This is a genomic window from Geobacillus sp. PLS 41 (assembly GCF_056494105.1).
In genome coordinates, this window is sequence record NZ_CM151395.1 from 2,797,963 (window position 1) to 2,820,710 (window position 22,748).

Annotated in this window: 21 protein-coding genes and 1 pseudogene; 1 reads left to right on the top strand and 21 read right to left on the bottom strand. The window is 53.8% G+C overall.

Annotation, left to right across the window (positions count from 1 at the left end; genetic code table 11):
* Window positions 1–3: 3 nt before the first annotated feature.
* The 21 genes and pseudogenes from pgsA to dpaA all read right to left on the bottom strand — a co-directional run bounded on the left by pgsA (window position 4) and on the right by dpaA (window position 22,269).
* Window positions 4–582: a CDP-diacylglycerol--glycerol-3-phosphate 3-phosphatidyltransferase gene (pgsA, locus tag ACVX3G_RS13950; RefSeq protein ID WP_011230793.1), complete on the bottom strand. Its 579-nt coding sequence runs from the start codon at window positions 580–582 to the stop codon at window positions 4–6.
* A gap of 80 nt (window positions 583–662) precedes the next feature.
* Window positions 663–1,556, bottom strand: a complete 894-nt coding sequence (locus ACVX3G_RS13955) for a helix-turn-helix domain-containing protein (protein ID WP_011230792.1) — start codon at window positions 1,554–1,556, stop codon at window positions 663–665.
* A 26-nt stretch (window positions 1,557–1,582) separates the two neighbouring features.
* A complete protein-coding gene (locus tag ACVX3G_RS13960; RefSeq protein WP_011230791.1) occupies window positions 1,583–2,374 on the bottom strand; it encodes a DUF3388 domain-containing protein in 792 nt (263 codons plus the stop codon).
* A gap of 132 nt (window positions 2,375–2,506) precedes the next feature.
* On the bottom strand, window positions 2,507–2,755 hold the full coding sequence (locus ACVX3G_RS13965) for a DUF3243 domain-containing protein (protein ID WP_011230790.1): 249 nt from the start codon (window positions 2,753–2,755) through the stop codon (window positions 2,507–2,509).
* A 62-nt stretch (window positions 2,756–2,817) separates the two neighbouring features.
* Window positions 2,818–3,534, bottom strand: a complete 717-nt coding sequence (ymfI, locus tag ACVX3G_RS13970; RefSeq protein WP_021322287.1) for an elongation factor P 5-aminopentanone reductase — start codon at window positions 3,532–3,534, stop codon at window positions 2,818–2,820.
* A 54-nt stretch (window positions 3,535–3,588) separates the two neighbouring features.
* Entirely contained in the window at window positions 3,589–4,878 is a 1,290-nt protein-coding gene (gene yfmH, locus ACVX3G_RS13975; RefSeq protein WP_011230788.1) for an EF-P 5-aminopentanol modification-associated protein YfmH, read from the bottom strand.
* Window positions 4,859–6,154 carry an EF-P 5-aminopentanol modification-associated protein YfmF gene (gene yfmF / locus ACVX3G_RS13980; protein ID WP_011230787.1) on the bottom strand — a complete coding sequence of 432 codons (1,296 nt, stop codon included), beginning with the start codon at window positions 6,152–6,154 and terminating at the stop codon, window positions 4,859–4,861. Before yfmF ends, yfmH begins: the two co-directional genes overlap by 20 nt.
* Window positions 6,155–6,308: 154 nt before the next feature.
* On the bottom strand, window positions 6,309–7,268 hold the full coding sequence (locus tag ACVX3G_RS13985; RefSeq protein WP_011230786.1) for an ABC transporter permease: 960 nt from the start codon (window positions 7,266–7,268) through the stop codon (window positions 6,309–6,311).
* Complete coding sequence (locus ACVX3G_RS13990) at window positions 7,269–8,315, bottom strand: ABC transporter permease (RefSeq protein ID WP_013145711.1); 1,047 nt, start codon at window positions 8,313–8,315, stop codon at window positions 7,269–7,271. It abuts the gene before it with no gap.
* Window positions 8,315–9,841 (bottom strand): ABC transporter ATP-binding protein, encoded by a 1,527-nt coding sequence (locus tag ACVX3G_RS13995; protein ID WP_011230784.1) that lies wholly within the window; start codon window positions 9,839–9,841, stop codon window positions 8,315–8,317. The genes ACVX3G_RS13990 and ACVX3G_RS13995 overlap by 1 nt, the downstream gene beginning before the upstream one ends.
* Before the next feature lie 127 nt (window positions 9,842–9,968).
* Window positions 9,969–11,060 carry a BMP family lipoprotein gene (locus tag ACVX3G_RS14000; protein ID WP_014195487.1) on the bottom strand — a complete coding sequence of 364 codons (1,092 nt, stop codon included), beginning with the start codon at window positions 11,058–11,060 and terminating at the stop codon, window positions 9,969–9,971.
* Between the two features lie 88 nt (window positions 11,061–11,148).
* Complete coding sequence (locus ACVX3G_RS14005; protein WP_011230782.1) at window positions 11,149–11,880, bottom strand: GntR family transcriptional regulator; 732 nt, start codon at window positions 11,878–11,880, stop codon at window positions 11,149–11,151.
* Between the two features lie 216 nt (window positions 11,881–12,096).
* A pseudogene (locus ACVX3G_RS14010) lies at window positions 12,097–14,426 on the bottom strand (FtsK/SpoIIIE family DNA translocase).
* Between the two features lie 108 nt (window positions 14,427–14,534).
* Entirely contained in the window at window positions 14,535–14,759 is a 225-nt protein-coding gene (locus ACVX3G_RS14015; protein ID WP_011230780.1) for a YlzJ-like family protein, read from the bottom strand.
* Window positions 14,756–15,496, bottom strand: coding sequence for a ClpP family protease (locus tag ACVX3G_RS14020; RefSeq protein ID WP_021322285.1), 741 nt, complete (start codon window positions 15,494–15,496; stop codon window positions 14,756–14,758). The genes ACVX3G_RS14015 and ACVX3G_RS14020 overlap by 4 nt, the downstream gene beginning before the upstream one ends.
* A gap of 117 nt (window positions 15,497–15,613) precedes the next feature.
* Window positions 15,614–17,284: a ribonuclease J gene (locus ACVX3G_RS14025; RefSeq protein ID WP_011230778.1), complete on the bottom strand. Its 1,671-nt coding sequence runs from the start codon at window positions 17,282–17,284 to the stop codon at window positions 15,614–15,616.
* A gap of 167 nt (window positions 17,285–17,451) precedes the next feature.
* A complete protein-coding gene (dapA, locus tag ACVX3G_RS14030; protein ID WP_011230777.1) occupies window positions 17,452–18,327 on the bottom strand; it encodes a 4-hydroxy-tetrahydrodipicolinate synthase in 876 nt (291 codons plus the stop codon).
* Window positions 18,328–18,332: 5 nt separating this feature from the next.
* Window positions 18,333–19,586 carry an aspartate kinase gene (gene dapG, locus ACVX3G_RS14035; RefSeq protein WP_479454552.1) on the bottom strand — a complete coding sequence of 418 codons (1,254 nt, stop codon included), beginning with the start codon at window positions 19,584–19,586 and terminating at the stop codon, window positions 18,333–18,335.
* Window positions 19,587–19,606: 20 nt separating this feature from the next.
* Window positions 19,607–20,650: an aspartate-semialdehyde dehydrogenase gene (gene asd, locus ACVX3G_RS14040; protein ID WP_014195482.1), complete on the bottom strand. Its 1,044-nt coding sequence runs from the start codon at window positions 20,648–20,650 to the stop codon at window positions 19,607–19,609.
* Between the two features lie 111 nt (window positions 20,651–20,761).
* The gene (locus tag ACVX3G_RS14045) at window positions 20,762–21,367 is read right to left on the bottom strand and encodes a dipicolinate synthase subunit B (protein ID WP_011230774.1); all 606 of its coding nucleotides are present in this window, start codon (window positions 21,365–21,367) and stop codon (window positions 20,762–20,764) included.
* Window positions 21,364–22,269 (bottom strand): dipicolinic acid synthetase subunit A, encoded by a 906-nt coding sequence (gene dpaA / locus ACVX3G_RS14050; protein ID WP_013145722.1) that lies wholly within the window; start codon window positions 22,267–22,269, stop codon window positions 21,364–21,366. Before dpaA ends, ACVX3G_RS14045 begins: the two co-directional genes overlap by 4 nt.
* Window positions 22,270–22,461: 192 nt before the next feature.
* Between dpaA and ACVX3G_RS14055 the strand changes: the two genes are divergently transcribed.
* Entirely contained in the window at window positions 22,462–22,704 is a 243-nt protein-coding gene (locus ACVX3G_RS14055; RefSeq protein ID WP_011230772.1) for a YlmC/YmxH family sporulation protein, read from the top strand.
* Window positions 22,705–22,748 lie beyond the last annotated feature (44 nt).

Sequence of the window (22,748 nt, forward strand, 5' to 3'; positions counted from 1 at the left end):
CGGCTATTTCGAATGGGAAAACGCATGTCTGTTTTTCGCAAAATAATCCCAGCCAGACCAAATCGTGAAAATGACCGCCACCCACAGCGCCAATTCAGCGAACGGAAACGAAATGAGCGAGAATGGGAAGTTATGTAACAATAAAGCGGAAATGGCGACAATTTGCGTCCATGTCTTGATTTTGCCAAGCATGTTGGCAGCGACGACTTCCCCCTCGCCGGCAAGCACGAGCCGCAAGCCGGTGACGGCAAACTCGCGGCTGATGATGACAATCACCATCCACGCCGGAACGGCCCCGAGCTCGACAAGCACGATAAGCGCCGCCGACACAAGCAATTTATCGGCAAGCGGATCTAAAAATTTTCCTAAATTCGTCACCAACCCGTATTTGCGGGCATAGTAGCCATCGATCCAGTCCGTCGCTGAGGCGATGATGAAAATGAGCGCGCCGGCAAGATGGGCAACCGGAAGCTCTGTCCCGCCGATTTGGATGCTTCCCCACCCGAACGGAACGAGCATCACGATCAAGAAAAACGGGATGAGCATAATGCGCGCTACCGTAATTTTATTCGGCAAGTTCACCACAAATACCTCCGCTCATTCAACATAGTTCAGTCCGTGCGAAAAGCAGGCGCCTTCCTGCGGAAAAGCGCCCTGTTCCATCATTTCTTCAACACGAAATGCAGCTTTTGGTATACTTCCTCTTTCGGGGCAAACGGATAGGCAAACGGCTGGCCGTTTACCTTCATGTCGACGTCCAGCGTACGCCCGATTTTCACCCATACTTCGCTTTCGGCCGACAGATCGAACGTTTTCGTCTGCCCGCTTGTCAAGTTGCCGCGGTAAAACGTATGGCCTTTCGTATTGTATACTTCGACCCATGACGTTCCTTTGGATGAAAGCTCGATGGAAAACGCGCCGGAGCTGGCGACTTCAATCGTCGCCGTGTTGCCGCGCTTTTCCGTCACATTCATCGCCGCAGCCGGCTGTTCTTCTTCGCCAGTCGGCGCTGGCTGTTCATTTTGCTGTCCGTTTTCATTCGTTGCCTTCTCGTCCGTTTCCTTCGCCGACTGCTTTTGTTTCGCCTGCTCAAGCGGCGAATGTTTCGGCTTTTCGACCTCCGCTGTTTTTGGGCTTGTCTTTGTCGGCGGCTCATTTGCGGCGCCGTGCTGGAGCAGCACCCAAACGAGGACAGCCGCCCCGATGACGACCGCCGCGACAATCACTTTCGGCAGCCAATCGAGCCATTTCGCCCCCTCGGCAGACAGTTGCTGGCGCGTCTTCACGCGCGACAGCGTCTGCGGAATGTCATCTTGATAAGACTGGGGAATGTCCTGTTTATACTGTTCAAACAGCTCATCCGGATCAAGTCCGACCGCTTCAGCATATTGCCGGATGAAGGCACGCACATAAAAATTTCCAGGCATGATGGCATAGTTGCCTTCTTCGATGCCGATCAAATACCGCTTTTGAATTTTCGTCATCTCCTGCAACTCGTCCAAACTCATATTTTTTTCTTCCCGTGCTTCCCGCAAACGTTTTCCTAGTTCCGTCAACGGCCAACACCTTCCACTTTTTTAAATTAAAACCCAAATTCGGAAAATCCGTCATCGCCCAACAATGACGGGCGGTCAATCGCTTCGTAGGAAATATCTTCGTCCGGTTCATGGCGCAGCTCAATAATATAATCAAAATCATCGAGCGTGTATTCCGTATGGCGAACAAACATGTCCGGATGCTCGACGACTTTCGTCGCCTCAAGGCGCATGAGCTCACGGATGAGCTGCCAGTGCTGCTCGTTCCCGCGGCGCGTTGAGACGATGCCGTCGATAATGAAAATGTTGTCCTCGCTATACTCATCTTCCATCAACTGCGTGCGAACCGTCTGTTTAATCAGCGTCGATGAAACAAACAGCCATCGTTTGTTGGCGCACACGCTGGCGGCGACGATCGACTCTGTCTTGCCGACGCGCGGCATCCCGCGGATGCCGATGAGCTTATGCCCTTTTTCTTTAAAAAGTTCCGCCATAAAATCGACAAGCAGTCCAAGTTCATCACGGACGAAGCGGAACGTTTTTTTGTCATCGGCATCGCGCTGGATATAACGGCCGTGGCGGACGGCGAGGCGGTCGAGCAGCTTCGGCTGGCGCAGCTTCGTCACCGTAATGTTGTCCATCGTCCGCAAGATCGTCGCCAACCGTTCAATTTGCTCGTTATTGTCGCACAAAAGCAACATGCCGCGGCGCGAATCCCGGACACCGTTGATCGTCACGATGTTAATGGACAACATACCGAGCAGCGAAGCAACGTCGCCGAGCAACCCCGGGCGGTTGACATGAATTTCATATTCCAAATACCATTCCTGCTTGCCCATCCCGTCTCCTCCCTTGCCGGTGTCCGCACGAACGCCTTATGCTAAGTTCATACTACTATAATTATAAATGGAAAAGCAACCGAAAAGGAGGAAGAAAAAAAGAGAGGGAGGCCCCTCTCTTTTACCGGGTGATTATTTTTGTTGGACCAGCTTGACCATCATGTTGGCAAGGGCGTGCTGCTCTTTTTCATCCGCAACGCTCCAAAGATCAGCGAGCACCCGTTCTTCTGGGTTTTTCGGGTCGACGTGTTTCGCCAAATAATCCCCGATTTGGTAAGCGACATCTGTGATCACTTGCTGAGTCAATCCTTGCTGTTGCGCTTGTTCTAAACGTTCCGCCAAAAAGTCTTTCCATTGTTCAAAGTTATCCAGTACCGACATGTCAATCCCTCCTTGTTGAATGTTTCAAGGATAGTTTGCCTGCCGAACCGGAAAATATACGTTCAACAATACCAGCCGCCGTTGACGGAAATGACTTGGCCGGTGATATACGAAGCGGCATCAGACAGCAAAAACGCCACCGTTTCCGCCACCTCATCCGGGGTGCCGAGCCGGCCGGCTGGAATTTCGTCAGTGAGCGCTTCCAGCTCCTCAGGACGAAACACCCGCAGCATATCGGTATCAATCGCCCCCGGTGCAACAGCGTTGACGCGAATGCCGCTTGGGGCAAGCTCCTTGGCCAGCGCCTTGGCAAACGCGTTCTGCCCTCCCTTTGTCATCGAGTACACCGCCTCGCATGAAGCGCCGCACAATCCCCAAATCGAGGAAATGAACACAATATGACCGCGCTTTCTCGCCACCATTGATGGGGTCAGCCTTTTGATGAGCAACGCCGGGCTTGTCATGTGAAGCCGCACCATCCGCTCGATTAATTCATCGTTCATGTCGGTCAACAACCCGTAATAGCTTGCACCGCTGTTGTAAACGATGGCATCAACCGGGCGATCGATTTGCGAAACGAGCTTTTCCACCCCATCCAGTGCCGACAAATCGGCCTCAATCGGCACAATATGCACATCGTTAAGCTCTTCTTTCAGCGCTTCAACAGGCGCCCGTCGCCGATAGTAATGAAGAAAAAGTCCGTATCCCTCCCGAGCGAGCACACGGGCGATGCTTTGTCCGATGCCTCCAGAGGCTCCCGTGATCAAGGCGTAGCGCATGAAACCATCCTCTCCTTTTTGCCGCAAAAAAGCATCCTTCTCAGGAAGGATGCCTTATTGCCCTTTTGGAACGACTTCGCAAACCGCGATTTGCGAATCGCGGAAGCAAGAAGAGGCAACCGCCGCGATATCGTCCATGGCAAGGGATGAAAGCGCCGGCAAAATGTCAAACAAGTTGGATCCGTAAAACGCGTAGCGCGTAAACTGGTTGGCGATGTATTCCGGCGAGTTGAGCGCGCGCAAAAAGGCGCCGATTTTTTTCTTTTTCACCCGTTCAAATTCTTCCTTTTTTATAGTCTCCGCGGCAAACGACAGCAGCACCGTTTGAATTTCCGAAGCGAGCCGTTCAGCGTCCCTTGTATCGCCGCCGATCAACGCGAAGCCGAACCCGCGCTCTTCTGTATAATCGTACATAAATGTATCATCGATCAATCCTTCGCGGTACAGCCGTTCATAATGCGGCGAGCTTTTTCCAAACAAATAGTCCAATGCGACGTGGAAGGCAAGCTCATGCCGAAGTTTTTGTTCGCCGGCTTCAGGAACGGACGGCGCTTTGATGCCGACAAAGCATTTGTTCGTCTGCACATGCATCGGAATCACTTTTTTCTTTTCCGCTACTGCGCTCGGTTCTTCATACGCAAACCGCTTCACTTCCGGGGCTTGCGGGAACGACTTTTTCGCCTGGTTGTCGCGGATTTGCTGCATGATTTTTTGTTCATCGACCGGGCCGACGACAAACAAAAGCATGTTGCTCGGGTGGTAAAACGTTTCGTAGCACTCATACAGCAACTCTTTCGTAATTTGGGCGATCGATTCAACTGTGCCGGCGATGTCGATTTTGACCGGATGGTTGTGATACATGCTTTCGATGGCGCCGAAATAGACGCGCCAGTCTGGGTTGTCGTCGTACATCCGGATTTCCTGGCCGATGATCCCTTTCTCTTTTTCCACTGTCTTGTCGGAAAAGTACGGGCTTTGCACAAAATCGATCAACGTTTCCAAGTTTTTCTCGACGTTGTCGGTGCTTGAGAACAAATAGGCGGTGCGGGTGAACGTCGTAAAGGCGTTCGCCGAGGCGCCTTGTTTGCTGAACTGCTGAAACACGTCGCCGTCTTCTTTTTCAAACAGCTTATGCTCCAAAAAATGGGCGATGCCGTCCGGAACGCGCTTCATCTCCGTTTTACCGAGCGGGACGAACTGGTTGTCGACCGAACCGTAGTTCGTGGTGAATGTCGCATACGTTTTGTTGAATCCTTTTTTCGGCAAAATGTATACGTCAAGGCCGTTGTCCATTTTTTCATAAAACAGCTCTTCGTGCAACGTCTCATACACCCGTTTTTCCATCTTCCGTCGCCTCCATTCCGGTCAAAAAGTACACCGTATCAAGCTCCACCTTGTCAGCGGCGCGCACCACATCCTCGCGCGTCACTTGATCGGTGCCGGCAATCCATTCATCGATCGGGCGCTTTCGCGTTGAGACGACGTTATGGTACAACACCTCCACAAGCCCGCGCGGCGTATCGAGCGTCTCAAGCAGCTGGTTGCGGATGACCGCTTTCGTCTGCGCCATTTCTTCATCTGTGAAATCGCCGTTTTTCATCGCCTGCATTTGCTCATCGATGATGCGGCGCGCCTTCTCATAGTTGGCCGGTTCAATGCCGGACATGACCATAAGCAGCCCTTTATGGCTCTCAAGCCTTGAGGCGGCATAATAGGCAAGGCTTGCCTTCTCGCGGACGTTGATGAACAGCTTCGAATGGGAAAAACCGCCGAAAATGCCGTTAAACAGCTGCAAGGCGTAATAATCGTCATCCTCGTACGTCACATTTGTCCGATAGCCGATGTTGAGCTTTCCTTGCTTCACGTCTTGCCGCTCGATGACTTCGCGAACTTCCCCTTGCGGCTTGACAGAAACCGACGATGCGCGCTCCCGCTTTGGACGATCCGGCAAAGAGAAGCGCTGCTTCACCGCTGTGAGCACCGCCTCTTCAGCCACGTCGCCAATGACATATAGATCCAGCTCATCCTCGGCCAGCGCTCGTTCATAATAGCGATACAGCCCTTCCGCCGTGATGCCGTCCACGTCTTCAAGCTCGCCGTTTGGCGAGAGGGCGTACGGTTCGCCTTTGCACATTTCTTCTACAAGGCGCATGTTCGCATAGCGCATTTTGTCATCATACACCGCCTGAATGCGTTGACGGAGCGCCCGCTTTTCCTGCTCGACAATGTCGGTGACAAACCGCCCGCCATCAAGAGCCGGGCGGAACAGAAGATCGGCCAAGAGCTGAAACGCTTTCGAAAGCAACGGCGTTTGCTCCGGCAAAAATCGTTCATTGGCGACATCGATGCGAATCGTCATGATATGATGTTCGCCTTTTTTCGTTAAATCGACGTTCAGCGTCGCCCCATACAGTTCATCCAAATAGGTGCGCAGCGCCTTAACGCTCGGATAGTCGGCCGTGCCGCTTTGCAAGACGTATGGCAAAAGCGCGCGCAGCGTGACCGTTTCTTTAGCAAGAGGGGCCTTCATTTTCCAAACGATCGTGTTCGTTTTGTACTTATCGGTCGAAATCGTATGGACGCGAACCGGTCCGACCGCTGTGACTTTTTCGTCGACCAATCCAACTCCTCCTTACTTTTTCTCTTTGCAGATATGCACTATCTTTAATTTATTGTAAAGCGTCTTATCAACAATATACCTTTTGCCAATAGAAAAATGCAAATCATTCCATTCAGCAAAAAACGGCCGTCCGTTTTTCGGACAGCCGCTTTCATTACCGTTTTCCTTTGATGTATGGCGTGCCAGCCGCTTTCGGCGCCTCAGCGCGGCCGATGAAGCCCGCCAGCGCCAAAATCGTGAGTGCATACGGGGCGATGAGCAAGTAAACGGTCGGGACGTTTTTCAAGAACGGAATCGTTTGCCCGACGATGCTTAAGCTTTGCGCCAACCCGAAAAAGAGCGCCGCCCCCATCGCGCCGATCGGATGCCACTTGCCGAAAATCATCGCCGCAAGCGCCATAAATCCGTGCCCGGAAATCGTCGCATGGCTGAAATCGCGGGAAATGATCGTCGCGTATACCGCACCGCCCAAGCCGCCGAGCGCGCCGCTGATCATGACAGCGATGTAGCGCATTTTGGCGACATGAATCCCCATCGTATCCGCCGCCATCGGATGTTCGCCGACCGCACGCAGCCGCAGGCCAAACGGCGTTTTGTAAATGACATACCATGATACAAACGCCAGCGCAATGGCGATATATGACGGCGCGTACGCGTTGGAAAACAACAGCGGCCCGATGACGGGAATGTCGCTTAACACTGGCACGTCAATTTTGTCAAACCCAACTTGAATTTGGTCCGTCTGCCCCTTGCCGTACATTTTCTTCACTAAAAACAGCGACAGACCAAGCGCCAAAAAGTTGATCGCCACCCCGCTTACGACTTGGTCGGCGCGAAATGTGACCGACGCGACAGCGTGCAGCAGGGAAAATACAGCGCCGACCACCATGGCAGCCAATAAGGCAAGCCACGGCGTCCATTCGCCAAACCGATCGGCAAACGTCAAATTAAAGACGATGCCGACAAACGCGCCGATGGTCATCAATCCTTCAAGCCCGATGTTGACGACGCCGGACCGTTCGCTAAACACGCCGCCAAGGGCGGTGAAAATGAGAGGAGCCGCAAAGAAAATCGTCGTCGGGACAATCGTTTGCAAGACGTCATACACGCTCACTTACTCCGCCCCCTTTTGCCAACGAGATAACAGCCAGCGGATCATGTAGCTGGATGCAACAAAGAAAATGATGAGCGCGATAATAATATCGACGAGTTCGGTCGGCACGCCGGCGCTTGACGGCATTTCCAACGCCCCGACTTTTAAGGCGCCAAACAACAAGGCGGAGAGCAAAATGCCAAACGCGTTGTTTCCTCCGATCAAGGCAACCGCGATGCCATCAAATCCAAGGCCGGTAAAGCCGGCTTTCGTCGAGATGTTTCCAAATGTGCCAAGCCCCTCCATCGCCCCGGCGACGCCGGCAAAAGCGCCGGAGATGACCATCGCTAAAATGATGTTGGCGCGCACATTCATGCCCGCGTACTGTGACGCATGCTGATTGAAACCGACCGCCCGCAGCTCAAACCCTTTCGTCGTCCGCTCAAGCAAAAACCACATGACAAATGCGGCGGCGACAGCGATGAAAATGCCGTAATGCATGGTGGAATGATGCGTAATGGCATCAAAAAAGTCGGAGTGAAGCGATGCGCTTTCTTTCACCGGCTTTGATTTAAATCCCTCATCAGACAAAACGGAACGGATGATGGCGTTCGTTACATGCAAAGCAATATAGTTCATCATGATCGTAATAATGACTTCGTGCACTTTTAAATACGCCTTCAGCACACCCGGAATCAAGCCCCATAGCGCCCCGGCCAACGCGGCGGCCAACAAGGCAAGCGGCAAATGGATGATTTTGGGCAAATCAAAGGACACCCCGACCCAGACGGCAGCGAGCCAGCCGACGATCAGCTGCCCTTCAACCCCGATGTTAAACAAGCCGGTGCGAAAGGCAAACGCCACCGCCAAGCCCGTTAAAATGTATGGCGTCGTCTGGCGGATCGTTTCGCCGATATAGTACGTATCGCCAAACGCCCCGTACACGAGAGCGCCAAAGCCGGCGATCGGGTTGTAGCCGCTTGCAAGCATCACGATCGAACCGGCGATCATGCCAAGAAGAACGGCCAACAATGGTATCAAAAATTGCTGGAGACGATTCGACTTCATCACGACACACCTGCTTCCTTCCGTTTGCTTCCAGCCATCAACAGCCCGAGCTCCTGTTCGGTTGTTTCTTTCGGATCAACGATGGCGACGATGTTTCCTTCATAAATGACAGCGATCCGGTCGCTGACGTTCATCACTTCGTCAAGCTCAAACGAGACGAGCAGCACCGCTTTCCCGCGGTCTCGCTGTTCAATGAGCCGCTTATGAATAAATTCGATCGCTCCAACATCAAGCCCCCTCGTCGGCTGGGCGGCGATCAACAAGTCCGGGTCGCGGTCGACTTCACGGCCGATGATCGCTTTTTGCTGGTTTCCGCCCGATAGCGCCCGCGCCTTCGTATATTCATCCGGCGTGCGCACGTCAAATTCGCGGATGAGCTGGCGCGCTTTTTCGTAAATGGCTTGAAAATTCAACAGACCCCGTTTCGAGTACGGCGGCTGATAGTACGTTTGCAGCACCATGTTTTCGCCGATCGGAAAGTCAAGGACAAGCCCGTGCTTATGCCGATCTTGCGGAATATGGCCGACGCCGGCTTCGATGATTTTACGCGGCGGCAAATTCGTAATGTCTCGGCCGTTGAGGCGGATTGTCCCTGATTCAGCTTTGATCAAGCCGGTTATGGCTTCAATGAGCTCGGTCTGGCCGTTGCCGTCGACTCCAGCAATGCCGACGATCTCGCCGGCGTGCACCGTCAAGTTCAAACCGTTGACCGCTTTGATCCCGCGCGCGTCCTTGACGACTAAGTCTTTAATTTCCAACACCGGTTTTCCCGGCTCAGCCGGTTTCTTAGCGGTCGTAAACTGCACCTCGCGGCCGACCATGAGCGCCGCCAGTTCGTTCGGATTCGTCTCCGCCACATTGAGCGTCGCAATTCCTTTGCCGCGGCGGATGACGGTGACGCGGTCGCACACTTCCATAATTTCTTTGAGTTTGTGCGTAATTAAAATGATGGATTTTCCTTCGCGGACGAGCGTGCGCATAATTTGCATGAGCTCGCGAATTTCCTGCGGCGTCAACACCGCTGTCGGTTCGTCAAAAATCAAAATATCGGCGCCGCGGTAAAGCGTCTTTAAAATTTCCACGCGCTGCTGCATGCCGACGGAAATGTCGGCGATCTTCGCTGTCGGATCGACCGCGAGTCCATATCGTTCCGACAATTCGCGCACTTCCCGCTCCGCCCGCTTCATATCGATCGTTCCGGCCCGCGTCGGCTCGCTGCCTAAGATGATGTTTTCCGTCACGGTGAACGTATCGACGAGCATAAAGTGCTGATGCACCATGCCGATGCCAAGATCATTGGCGACGTTCGGGTCGGTGATGCGCACCGGCTTTCCTTTCACGCGGATTTCGCCGCCGTCCGGCTGGTATAAACCGAACAGCACGTTCATGAGCGTCGATTTGCCGGCCCCGTTTTCGCCAAGCAGAGCGTGTATCTCCCCCTTTTTCACTTGCAGCGTAATGTTGTCATTGGCGACAAACGTGCCAAACACCTTGCGGATATTGAGCATTTCAATCACGTATTCCAAGCGATTCACTCCTTACTCAAGCAAGGTCAAAATCACAAAATGAAAGGCGACAGCGAAACAGCCGCCCTTCATTTTATGATTTTGAAGAAGGCTAGCGGCGCGCACTAGCCTTCTTGGCCTTTGTTCGTCACTTGATCGTCGCAGCGAATTGCTCGTACTCTTTCCGGTTTGTCGGAACTTTCACTTCGCCTTTGATGATTTTTTGCTTCCATTCGTCAACTGTTTTTAACACGTTCTCCGGAATGTTGTCTTGCGTCGGGGCAATGCCAACCCCATTTTCCGGCAACCCGTACTCAATCGTTTTGCCGCCCGGGAAGTCGCCCTCTTTCGCCCGTTTCGCCGTGTCATAGACAGCGACATCGACGCGTTTCACCATCGAAGTGAGCGTTACGTTGTACGTTTTGCCGCCGACTTTCACTTCTCCCTCCGGCGCTTGGTCTTTGTCAACACCGATGACCCAAATTTCGCGGTTCGGATCTTTCTTCTTCAAATCTTTCGCTTCCGAGAAGACGCCGTTCCCAGTCGCGCCCGCTGCATGGTAGATGATGTCGATGCCAGATGCGTACATGCTCGAGGCGATCGCTTTCCCTTTATCCGCTTGGTCGAACGCCCCGGCGTATTGCACTTCCACAGTCGCCTTCGGATTGACCGCTTTCACGCCGGCGCGGAATCCGCTTTCGAATTTTTCGATCAACGGAATCTCCATCCCACCGACAAAGCCGATTTTATTCGTTTTCGTCATTAGCCCGGCGACAACACCGACAAGGAACGAGCCTTCATGCTCCTTGAACGTGATGCTGGCGACATTTGGCTCGTCAACAACAGTGTCGACGATGGCGAAATGTTTTTTCGGGTTTTGCTTAGCGACTTCTTTCACCGCGTCGCCCATCAAATACCCGATGCCGAAAATCAAGTCAAAGTCGCTGCGCACAAGCTTGTTTAAGTTCGTGGCATAGTCAGCGTCGCTCGATGACTGCAAGTAGTCGTAGCCGCCGCGGCCTTTTTCAAGCCCGTTGTCTTTGCCGAACTTTTGCAGCCCTTCCCAAGCCGACTGGTTGAACGATTTGTCGTCAATGCCGCCGACATCGGTGACCATGGCGACACTGAACGTATCTTTCTGATTGCCGCCTCCCGCATTGTTGCCGGCTTGTCCGCAGGCGCTAAGCAGCGTGCCGGCGGCAAACAGGACGGACAACACCAATCCGATTCGCTTTTTCACATTCACTACCCCCTGGCTTGAAAATTTGTTCTTTAATTAGTTAGTATAAAGCTTCCGCTCTCTTTCTATGTACCCATTTTCACCCCCCTTAAAAGCTGAACCGCTTCCGCATGACATGGAAGCTGAACTTGTCGGAGCGGAAGTAGTTGACGGAATAAAAAATCGGCTCATCGTTTTTATCGAAATGCATTTGCTTGAGCACAAGCAGCGCCGTTTCCGGGTCGCATTGCAAAATCGGCGACACTTTTTCATGATAGCCGAGCGGCACGATGCGCGCGACCGCATAGGCGATATCACGATGCGTTTGGTTGTGCAAGTTTTCAAACAGCGACTCCTGTTCATAGGAGATGCCCTTTGGCAAATATTTGCATAAAATTTTATCCAAGCAATAAACGACCGGCTCCCCATCGGCGGTGCGCACCCGCTCGATGAGCAACAAATTCTCGTCCGGCCGGCATTGGAAGCGGCGCATATCGTCTTCCGTCGGCTGTTGGATGGAGGAAGACAAAAAAATCGTTCCTGGCTTGCGCCCCGCTTGACGAATCATATCCGTGACGCTTGAGAGCTGCTCGATGCCGGACGTAAACAGCGGACGGGCGTTGACAAACGTTCCGACGCCGTGGCGGCGGATGATAATGTTTTCTTCTTCCAGCACCCGCAGCGCTTCCCTCAATGTCGCCCGGCTGACGCCAAGCTGTTTGGCGAGTTCAAACTCGGACGGCAGTTTTTGCTTTTCTTTGTACACTCCCGTTTCAATATCGCGCTTGATGCGATCAATCACTTGCAAGTAAAGGTGGCGGCTGTCTGATTTGATTGACATGACAACGTCCTCCGTGTTACGCATTTCCGTTGAGATCAGACCTCTGACATTAGACATATAACCTTTTTGAGATTACTATATCATTTTTTACTGGGCAAATAAATAGGTGATATCAAATTTTGTCGAAGAAAAAGAAATAGGATTGGCAACGCTTCCAATAAGATGTATGATTGAGCGGGCAGGCTTTTTTCGCCCGCCCTTTTTTCCCATTTATGATTATGATGTCTTTTTTAAATCTTCCTTCGACCAAAGAACGGCGCGCGGCTTGCTTCCTTCATACGGGCCGACGACGCCGCGCTCCTCCATGGCATCAATGAGCCGAGCGGCGCGATTGTAACCGATGCGGAAGCGGCGTTGCAGCATCGAGACGGAGGCGCTTTGCATTTCAACGACAAGACGGACCGCCTCATCGTACAACTCGTCTTCAAGGGCTGAGGAAGAGGGTTCGCTGTCTTCGACGAACATCTCCTCATAATATTGCGCCTGCTGCTGTCCGATGACAAACCGAACGACTTCTTCCACCTCTTGGTCGGAGACAAACGCCCCTTGGACGCGCACTGGTTTTGAGGCCCCCATCGGCAAAAACAGCATATCGCCGCGGCCGAGCAGTTTTTCCGCCCCGCCCATATCCAAAATGGTGCGCGAGTCGATTTGCGATGATACACTGAAGGCGATGCGCGACGGAATGTTCGCTTTGATGACGCCGGTGATGACGTCCACCGACGGGCGCTGGGTGGCGATGATCAAATGGATGCCAGCGGCGCGCGCCATTTGCGCCAAACGGGTGATCGCCTCTTCCACATCCGAGGAAGCCACCATCATCAAGTCGGCCAATTCGTCGATGATCACGACGATGTATGGCAAAAGCGGCTGCTGTTCCGACGCCGTTTCGTTATGGTGGCGGATATGCTCGTTATATCCTTCAATGTTGCGCGTGCCGGTATGCGAGAACAGCTCGTAGCGCCGCTCCATTTCTTGGACGACTTTTTTCAGCGCCTGGGCCGCTTTTTTCGCGTCGGTGACGACCGGTGTCAACAAATGAGGAACACCGTTGTACACACTTAACTCCACCATTTTCGGATCGATCATCATCAGCTTCACCTCATGCGGCTTCGTGCGCATGAGCAGGCTGACGATAATGCCGTTGATGCAGACGCTTTTGCCGCTGCCGGTCGCGCCGGCGATCAACAAATGCGGCATTTTGTTTAGTTCCGCAGCGACGACTTCACCGGAGATGTCGCGCCCAAGCGGAATCAAAAGCTTCGCCTTGTCCCGTGTATGCTCAATGGCTTCCAGCACTTCGCGCAGCGAAACAGTGGCGATCTCTTCATTTGGCACTTCGATGCCGATCGCGGACTTGCCGGGGATCGGTGCTTCAATGCGGATGTCTTTCGCCGCCAAAGCGAGCGCCAAATCGTCGCTTAAACTGACAATTTTGCTCACTTTCACCCCGACGTCCGGATACACTTCATATTTCGTCACCGCCGGACCGAGGTGCACTTGCGTCACTTTCGCCTTGACGCCGAAGCTTTGGAACGTTTTCTCCAGTTTTCGCGCGTTGGCGTAAATGTTCGCATGATCGGCCGATTGCCCGGCCGGCTTCGGCAGGCGAAGCAAATCAAGCGGCGGCAGGTCGTAATTGGTGTTTTCATGCTCGGAAAACGCAAGCGGCGGCGCCGGTTTGTCCTCCTCCCCCCACTGTCGCCTTCCACCAGTGGATTCTTCTCTTCTTCCGGCTCAGCGGCCGACCGGACCGCGGCAAAATCGGAAATGATCGGCGGCGGGGAAAGCAGTTCCTCATCCGGCTCGACGCTGCTTGCTTCAGCCGGCTCGTCTTCCCGCTTTGCGGCCGCCCGCCGCGAGCGTCGGCTTCGGCCGCCGCTTTCCTTGCGCTTCCTCCCCGCCCGCCATTGCTTTATATCTTCGACAAACGCCAACCATTCTTTTCGCACAAACGCTGCGGCAAAAGCAACCCATTTGCCGGCCGTCTCGCGCAGCGATTTCCCGGTCAGCACGACAAAGCCGACGATGAACAGAAGGAAACAAATCCATTTCGTCCCGGGCGAATCGAACAGCTGGTAGCTGGCGGCAAATAACAGGGCGCCGACCATTCCGCCTCCTAAATCCACATCGGCCGCCTTGCCGCTTGCTTCGTTCCAAAACAGCCCCCACGTCGTCCGAATGATGCTCGGATCAAGCTCGCCGCGCCGCGACATGAGTTCAAACAGCTTGTCATGGCTCAAAAGCAGAAGCGCCGCGGCGATGGACGAAGCGCCGACAAACGGGCGGCCCGTCCATGACGGCCACTCCCGCCGCCACATGACGATGAGCGATAATAGGAAAAGTCCGCCTACTAATAGCATGTACCATTCGCCGAAAAAAAAGCGACCCACAAGCACGAGCGTCTCCCCGACAAGCCCGAGGCGGGCCATCGCAACGACAGCGACCGCGAGCAAGCCAAGTCCGATCAATTCAAAGCGGATTGTTTCCGTCCATGGCTGTGTTTTTGACGGCTTCCCTTTTCTTCTTCGCTTTCGTTTCGCCATGATCGTTCACTCCAGCATGAATGAATTGGCAAGCCGGAAAAAAGCAGCCAACAATGGCTGCTTTTTTCCGTTTGTTTACTATTATATCATGAACGGCTGAACAATTCATTACGATGTTGCCGCAGAAGCCGGAAATCTCGCCCCAGGCGCATATTTGGCGTTTAAAAAATGGAACGGATTCGTGCTTAAGTTTTGCACGATTTCATATTCTCCCGTTTCTACAGATTGGACGAGAAACGGAATGCCATCGTAATACACCATTTTCCGCTTCTCATAAACAGCGGCATCGACCGGAAAAATCAAATGTTCGGGCATGATCGTATACAAAATCATTGGATCATCTTCCCTTCCCCGTTTTTCCTCATCGCGATCAGCTCGCGCAGCTTCGCCATCGCTTGGGACACGCCCCCGACTTCATCGATGAGCCCGTACCGGACGGCGTCAGGCCCAACGACGTTCGTGCCGATGTCGCGCGTCAAATTGCCTTTGGAAAACATGAGCTCTTTAAACTTTTCCTCGCTGATCTTCGAATGTTTCGTCACGAAGCGGACGACGCGCTCCTGCATTTTATCCAAGTACTCAAACGTCTGCGGCACGCCGATGACAAGCCCCGTCAAACGGATCGGATGAATCGTCATCGTCGCCGTCTCGGTGATGAACGAATAGTTGCACGACACAGCGATCGGCACGCCGATCGAATGGCCGCCGCCAAGCACAACGGAAACAGTCGGTTTCGAGAGCGAGGCGAGCATTTCGGCAATGGCGAGCCCTGCTTCCACATCACCGCCGACCGTATTTAAAATGACGAGCAGCCCTTCAATTTTCGAGTTTTGCTCGATGGCCACAATCTGTGGAATGACGTGCTCGTATTTCGTCGCCTTATTTTGCGGAGGCAGCTGAATATGCCCTTCAATCTGTCCGACGATCGTCAAACAATGAATGTTCGTATCGGGATCCATTTGCGGGACGTTCGTCTGCCCAAGCTGGGTGATGGCCGCAGTCGCTTCCTCGGCCTTTGTTTCCGGCTGTTCGCCCTCGGTTTCCGCTTGAAAATAACGTTCCTTCTCCATCCATTTCGTCTCCTTTCTTGTCGATCATACGCTTAGTATGGCCGAAAGAAAAAAGAAAAATGCCGGCAACGGCTGACCGTTCCCGGCATTTTCCAGTTGACTTTGAGCATGATTGCATTATACTTCCATAATAATAGGCAAAATCATTGGTCTGCGCTTCGTTTTTTCAAATAAAAACTGACTTAACGCTTCACGGATGTTCGCTTTCAACGACGACCATTCAAGCATGTACGATTCAAGGCAGCGCTCGATGATTGCCGCCACCATTTTCTCTGCTTCCTCCAGCAGTGTCTCAGACTCGCGCATGTAGACGAACCCCCGCGAAATGATTTCCGGGCCGGCGGCGATCGTTTTCGCTTCTTTATTCAGCGTGACGACGGCGATCAAAATGCCGTCCTGGGACAATAAGCGGCGGTCACGCAACACAATGTTGCCGACATCGCCAATGCCGAGGCCATCAATTAAAATATTGCCGTACGGCACTTTGCCGCCAGGGCGGGCGGCACCGCCGCGGAACTCGATCACTTCGCCTTTGTCGATTAAAAACGTCCGCTCCTCCGAGATGCCGACCGCCTTCGCCAACCGGGCGTGCGCTTTTTGCATCCGATATTCCCCATGCACCGGAATAAAGTATTTTGGCTTCATTAAATTGAGCATCAACTTTAATTCTTCTTGGCAACCGTGCCCAGATACGTGCACTTGCCGGTCGCGGTAAATCACGTTGGCGCCGGCCCGATACAAGGCGTCGATCGTTTTCGCGAACCCAAGCTCATAGCCCGGCATGACGGATGCGGCGACGATGACGGTATCCCCTTCTTTGATGTTCACTTGTTTGTTCGCTTGACGCGCCATGCGCCAAAGCGCGCTCATCGGCTCGCCATGCCCGCCGGTTGTCAAAATGACGAGCTCGCGGTCATTGTAGCGATCGATATCGTGCGCAGAAATCGTCACCTTGTCTGGAACATGCAAATAGCCAAGGCGCACGGCGATGTCCATTACTTTATGCAGCGTTTTGCCAATGACTGCCACTTTACGCCCGGATTGGTGGGCGGCGTACAGCACCTGCTGGATGCGGGTGATGTTGGAAGCGTAGCAGGCAACAAACACTCGTCCTTTCGCATGGCCGATCACGTCAGCGATCTCATAGGCGACTACCGTATCGGAGCCGCTGTAGCCGGGGCGTTCGGCGTTTGTGCTGTCCGACAAAAGACACAGCACCCCTTCTTCGCCGATTTGCGCCATTTTCCCTAAGTCGGTGCGGTTGTTGCCGTACGGGGTTTGGTCGAATTTAAAATCGCTCGTGTACACGATCGCACCTTGCGATGTATGCAGACTGATGCCGATCGAATCGGGGATGCTGTGGATCGTGCGGAAAAACGTCACTTTCGCCTTGTCAAACACGAGCTCCGCATCCGGATGAACTTCATTGAGCTTCGCGCCCGACACCCCTTGTTCTTTTAACAGCGCCTCCGCCAACCCGAGCGTCAGCTTCGTTCCGTATACCGGCACAGACAGCTGCTTGAGCACGTAGGCGATCGCCCCCATATGCTCCTCGTGCCCGTGGGTGAGAAAAATTGCCTGAATGCGATGCTGCCGTTCAATCAAATATGTGATGTCCGGGATCACTTTGTCGATGCCGAGCATTTCGTCTTCCGGAAACATCACCCCGGCGTCGATGACAAAAATGTCCTCGTCCAATTCGACAACATACATGTTTTTGCCGATTTCTCCGACTCCCCCAAGGGCAAAAATGCGTATTTTCTCTACCGGCTTTATTTTCGATTTCAAGGCTGCGTCCTCCCAATTGTGATGCTAACCCGCTCAAAGTCACTTGCTTTTATTATAACGAATCGATGCTGAAAAACACAAGATGGTTCATTCACCAGCCAATGGATTTCACAGCCAAGGCAAAAAAAGGCCCCAACGCGCAAGCAAAGCGTTGGGGAATCGTTTCGTTACGACAGCGCATCGAGCAGGCGGCTTAGCTCCTTCCGCTCTTGTTCGGTGAGCGGCACAAGCGGAAGGCGCACCGAACCAACGTCCAGCCCGCGCAGCTGCAGCGCCGTTTTCACCGGCACCGGGCTTGGGGCGGCAAACAAGCCTTTCATGAGCGGCAGCCATTTTCGATGCAGCGCCGCCGCCTTCTGATGATCGCCCGCTAAAAAGGAACGAATCATTTCCTGCATTTCATTGCCAATGATGTGCGAAGCGACCGAGACGACGCCATTGCCGCCGATCGCTAGCACTGGAAGCGTCAAGCTGTCGTCGCCGCTGTAGAGCAAAAAGTCGTCCGGCGTACGCTCAATGATTTCCGCCATGGCGTCCAAATTGCCGCCCGCTTCCTTGACAGCGACAATGTTCGGAACTTCGGACAGCCGGATGACCGTCTCCGGAGCAAGACTCACCGACGTGCGCCCTGGAACGTTATACAGCATCACCGGCAGCGATGTGCTTTCGGCAATCGCTTTGAAATGTTGATACAGCCCTTCTTGGTTCGGCTTGTTGTAATACGGCGCCACAAGCATGACAGCATCGACGCCCGCCTCTTCCGCCTTTTTCGTCAGCTCGATCGACGCGCGCGTATCGTTCGTGCCCGTTCCAGCAATGACCGGCGCCCGGCCGTTGACGACGGAGACGACATGGCGAAAAAGCGCGATTTTTTCCTCGGTCGTCAACGTCGGCGACTCGCCGGTCGTGCCGGCGACAACGAGCGCATCTGTGCCATTGTCAAGCAAATAGTTGACAAGCTCCGTTGTTTTTGCCAAATCGAGATTCCCTTTTCGGTCAAATGGCGTAACCATCGCCGTTATGATGTTCCCGAACTGAACCACGGTTTTCACTCCTCGCTCCAAATCGCTTCATCTTCGCCCGCATCCGCCTCGGATAAACAGAAGGCGTCATGCAGAGCGTTGACCGCCTTTTCCATATCGTCTTGCTTCACTAGCACCCAAATCGTCGTATGGCTGTCGGCGGACTGCAAAATTTGAATGCCTTGCTCCGACAAGGCAGTGACGATTTTCGCCGTCACCCCCGGTACGCCGGCAATGCCGGCGCCGACGACCGACACTTTGGCGCATCGGGGCGTCACGGCCGGTTCGTAGCCGATGCGGCGCAGGGCGGCCACCGCTTTTTTCGTCATGTCGCCGCTCACGGTGTACACAACACCGTACGGGGAAATGTTGATAAAGTCCACGCTGATCCCTTCATGGGCCATCGCTTGAAACACGTCAGACTGCAGCTCATAGTGGCCTTCTTTCGCCAGCACTTTGATTTGTGTGACGTCGGCGACGTACGTAATGCCGGTGACAAGCCGCTCTTTCACATCGCTTCCTTTTCGGCCGCGCACCGATGAAGTGACGAGCGTCCCGGGGGCATCGGAGTACGTCGAGCGAATGCGCAGCGGCACTTTCGCCTGCATGGCGATCTCCACCGCGCGCGGATGGATCACTTTCGCCCCTTGGTACGCCATGTTGCAAATTTCCGTATACGTAACGACGTCAAGCGGCCGGGCGCTCTCAACGATGCGCGGGTCGGCGGTCATGACGCCGTCGACATCGGTGAAAATATCAACCCACTCCGCGTTTAACGCCGCGCCGAGCGCTGCCGCCGACGTGTCGCTCCCGCCGCGGCCGAGCGTTGTTATGTCGCCGTTTTCCGCCATGCCTTGAAAGCCGGCGACAACGACGACGTCGTATTGCCGAAGCGCCTCAAGGAGGCGGTCGCAGCGCATTTCGAGAATTTTCGCGTTCGTATGATCGCTGTTCGTGCAAAATCCTGCCTGGGCGCCGGTGAACGCCGTCGCTTTGATGCCGTGTTCGTTCAACAAGTTGCTGAACACAACGCTTGAGATGATTTCTCCGCACGCCATAAGCATATCTTGCTCTCGTTTTGTGACATGGTGATGAACGCCGCCGATCAAACTAAGCAGCGTATCGGTCGCATATGGATCGCCGCAACGTCCCATAGCCGATACGACGGCCACGACTTTATAGCCATCTTCCAACGCCCGTTCAATATGGCGGCGCGCCAAGTTCCGCCCGCGCTCGTCGCGGACGGACGTGCCGCCGAACTTTTGAACAATGAGTTTCATGCTAACACCTCGATGCTTTTTCAAATGAGCCCGAGCTTCAACAAACTTTCTGCGATTTGCACCGAGTTCGAGGCTGCACCTTTTAGCAAGTTGTCAGCGACAATCCATAGATGGAAGCCGCGGCGGTTGTCCAAATCGCGGCGGATGCGGCCGACAAACACGTCGTACTTACCGACGCAATGGGCCGGCATCGGATACAACTGTTCGCTCGGATCATCTTGAAGCACGACGCCCGGCGCTTCGCGGAGCACCGCCTGCAAGTCAGAGGCGGTGACGCCGTCTTGTTCAATTTCGATGTACACCGATTCCGAATGGCCGCTCGCCACCGGAATGCGCACGCACGTCGCCGCCACTTTCAGCTCAGGCATATGCATAATTTTTTTTGTTTCATTGATCATTTTCATCTCTTCAAACGTAAATCCATTGTCTTGAAACTTATCGATTTGCGGAATGGCGTTGAACGCAATTGGGTAATGCTTTCGGTCCGATTTCACTGGCAAAATGTTCGCCTCCACCGGCTTCCCTTCGAGCACCGCTTTCGTCTGCTCGTTGAGCTCTTCAATGGCCTGCGCTCCCGCCCCGGAGACGGCTTGGTACGTCGAGACAATGACGCGCTCTAGGCCAAACGCCTTCCGAATCGGCTCCAACGCCACAACCATTTGAATCGTCGAGCAGTTCGGATTGGCGATAATGCCGTTATGCCACGTCAAGTCGCTTTCGTTCACTTCCGGAACGACAAGCGGCACGTTTTCCTCCATCCGAAACGCGCTCGTATTGTCGATCACGATCGCCCCGCGCCGCACCGCTTCCGGCGCCAGCGCTTTCGATACGGCGCCGCCGGCGCTGAACAAGGCGATGTCGACCCCGTCAAAGCGCTCGGGCGATGCCGCCTGCACTTCGATCTCCTCGCTGCGAAAGCGCATTTTTTTGCCGGCTGACCGCTCCGATGACAACAAAGTCAATTTTCCAACCGGGAAGTTCCGGTCTTCAAGCGTCCGCACCATTTGCTGCCCGACGGCCCCCGTTGCTCCGACGACAGCGACATGATATTGTTTTTGAGCCATCCACCATTCTCCTTCCACATCGTCACTCTAAGAAGTGAATTCATAGTCTTTATTTTATCACATTCCGCTGTGGACGAGAGAACATTTTTATGCGGAACATGGATTTTCGATTCAGTTGTAGCGGAACCGCTCGATAATGACCGGCTGCAGCTGCTTCCCTTCAAGCGCGGCAAGAATCGTATCGCGCAAAAGCGGCATGTAGGCGACCATGGAGTTCGGCTTCGCCTGCGGGGCGTCTTGGCCGAACGGGATGAAATAAATGTTTTTTGCTGCCATAAGCCGCATTAGATTGACGCCGTTTAAGCCGAGCGCATCGTTCGTCGAAATGCCAAGCACGACCGGGCGGTGGTTGCGCATCGTCGCTTTCGCCGCCATCAGCACGGGGGAATCCGTCATGGCATTGGCCAGCTTGCTCATCGAGTTGCCGGTGAGCGGAGCGATCACCATGCAGTCGAGCGGAATTTTCGGCCCGAGAGGCTCCGCTTTGACGATCGTATCGATCACTTCATGTCCGGTCAGTTGTTCGAGTTTTTTCACCCATTCTTCCCCTTCGCCAAAGCGGGTGTTCGTCGTTTTCACCGTATAGGTGACGATCGGCAGCACCTCCGCTCCTTCGTTGACAAGCTTCTCGATCTCCGGGAACACCGCATCATATGTGCAATGCGACCCGGTGAGGCCAAAGCCGATCCGCTTTCCTTTCAAGCTGTTTCCGCTCATGCATGATTCTCCTCCCGTTTTTGTAAATCTGCATATAATAGTTGCGCCAAGACGTTGGCGATGATTTGCCCAGCTGTCTTCGGCGCGACAATCCCCGGCAGCCCGGGCGCCAAAATGGCTTTCACTCCCCGTTTTTCGGCATAGCGGAAGTCAGTGCCGCCCGGTTTTGACGCCAAATCGATAATCAGCGTATGGGGCGGCATTTTGGCGATGACGCTCGCCGTCACGATGAGATGAGGCACGGTGTTGATGCAGACGTCAATGTCACGCACTTCTTTTTCCAAATCGTTTAAGTGAAACGGCACGAGCCCCATTTCTGTAATGCGGGCGAGATGCTCCGACCGGCGCGCCCCGACTTTCACTTTCGCCCCCAACGCGGCGAACGTCCGGGCGACGGTCATGCCAACGCGTCCAAGCCCCAAGACGGCAACGCATGAGCCGTGGATCGTAAAATCCGTATGCTGAATGACCATCATCACCGTGCCTTCCGCGGTCGGAATGGAGTTGTAAATGGCGACATCGTCGCGCTCAAACAACTGCACGTGCTTGCGCCCTGTTTTTTTCACCAATTCGTCCAAATACGCGTTGCTGATGCCGGAATAAATCGTGCATTGCCGCGCCGTTTTTTGCACCATCTCTTCTGTAAACGGAATCGGTTCGTGGGCAAACACGCTGTTGACGTTTCCGTCCAGCGTCGTGCCGTGAACCGGCAAAATGATCGCATCCAAATCGGCAAAATCGACTTCGCCAATCGGCAGCTTCATCGCCCCGGTGAAATGATGGGCGAGCTGGTCGAAGCCGACAAGCGACAACTTCGCGTCGAGTTCAACGAGTTTGCGGATGACTTCAAGCTGCCTAGCATCGCCGCCGATGATGGCGATATGCATTCCTGTCAGCATCATGTTGTACGCTCACCTTCTTTTCTGGCAAACTGCTCCGTTTCCTTTCCCATCTTATGTTGGAAGGAAAATATAGGTGAATATCCTTGCGGGAAAAAATGGGCGATATACGCCCAAAGCTGACAAGAGGCAGTCATTTTTTCTGTTTTTGTTCCTTACATATAAAGTAAAGAAGCGAAAAAGGAGGAAACCAGCATGAGGCTGAGCGAATTAAGCGGAAAAGAAATTGTCGATGTAAGCCGAGCCGAGCGGCTCGGGGTGCTCGGGCAGACCGATTTGGAAATCAACGAGCAAACGGGGCAGATCGAGGCGCTGCTCATCCCAACGGGAAAATGGTTCGGGTTTCGCAAAGACGGACAGGAAATTCGCGTGCCGTGGAAATATATTCGCAAAATCGGCGCCGATATGGTGATGATCGACGTCCCCGAGGAAGGGTGAAAGAGGCGGAAACGAAAAAGCTAACAACCTAGCGAAAGGTCGTT

What these genes read in the sequence shown, in the direction of transcription:
- ACVX3G_RS13960 (WP_011230791.1), bottom strand. Translation starts at nt 2,374, where the DNA reads ATGGGCAAGCAGGAATGGTATTTGGAATATGAAATTCATGTCAACCGC.
- ACVX3G_RS13965 (WP_011230790.1), bottom strand. Translation starts at nt 2,755, where the DNA reads ATGTCGGTACTGGATAACTTTGAACAATGGAAAGACTTTTTGGCGGAA.
- ymfI (WP_021322287.1), bottom strand. Translation starts at nt 3,534, where the DNA reads ATGCGCTACGCCTTGATCACGGGAGCCTCTGGAGGCATCGGACAAAGC.
- yfmH (WP_011230788.1), bottom strand. Translation starts at nt 4,878, where the DNA reads ATGGAAAAACGGGTGTATGAGACGTTGCACGAAGAGCTGTTTTATGAA.
- ACVX3G_RS13990 (WP_013145711.1), bottom strand. Translation starts at nt 8,315, where the DNA reads ATGAAGTCGAATCGTCTCCAGCAATTTTTGATACCATTGTTGGCCGTT.
- ACVX3G_RS14005 (WP_011230782.1), bottom strand. Translation starts at nt 11,880, where the DNA reads ATGTCAATCAAATCAGACAGCCGCCACCTTTACTTGCAAGTGATTGAT.
- ACVX3G_RS14015 (WP_011230780.1), bottom strand. Translation starts at nt 14,759, where the DNA reads ATGATTTTGTATACGATCATGCCCGAACATTTGATTTTTCCGGTCGAT.
- ACVX3G_RS14020 (WP_021322285.1), bottom strand. Translation starts at nt 15,496, where the DNA reads ATGGAGAAGGAACGTTATTTTCAAGCGGAAACCGAGGGCGAACAGCCG.
- dapG (WP_479454552.1), bottom strand. Translation starts at nt 19,586, where the DNA reads ATGAAACTCATTGTTCAAAAGTTCGGCGGCACGTCCGTCCGCGACGAG.
- asd (WP_014195482.1), bottom strand. Translation starts at nt 20,650, where the DNA reads ATGGCTCAAAAACAATATCATGTCGCTGTCGTCGGAGCAACGGGGGCC.
- ACVX3G_RS14045 (WP_011230774.1), bottom strand. Translation starts at nt 21,367, where the DNA reads ATGAGCGGAAACAGCTTGAAAGGAAAGCGGATCGGCTTTGGCCTCACC.
- dpaA (WP_013145722.1), bottom strand. Translation starts at nt 22,269, where the DNA reads ATGATGCTGACAGGAATGCATATCGCCATCATCGGCGGCGATGCTAGG.
- ACVX3G_RS14055 (WP_011230772.1), top strand. Translation starts at nt 22,462, where the DNA reads ATGAGGCTGAGCGAATTAAGCGGAAAAGAAATTGTCGATGTAAGCCGA.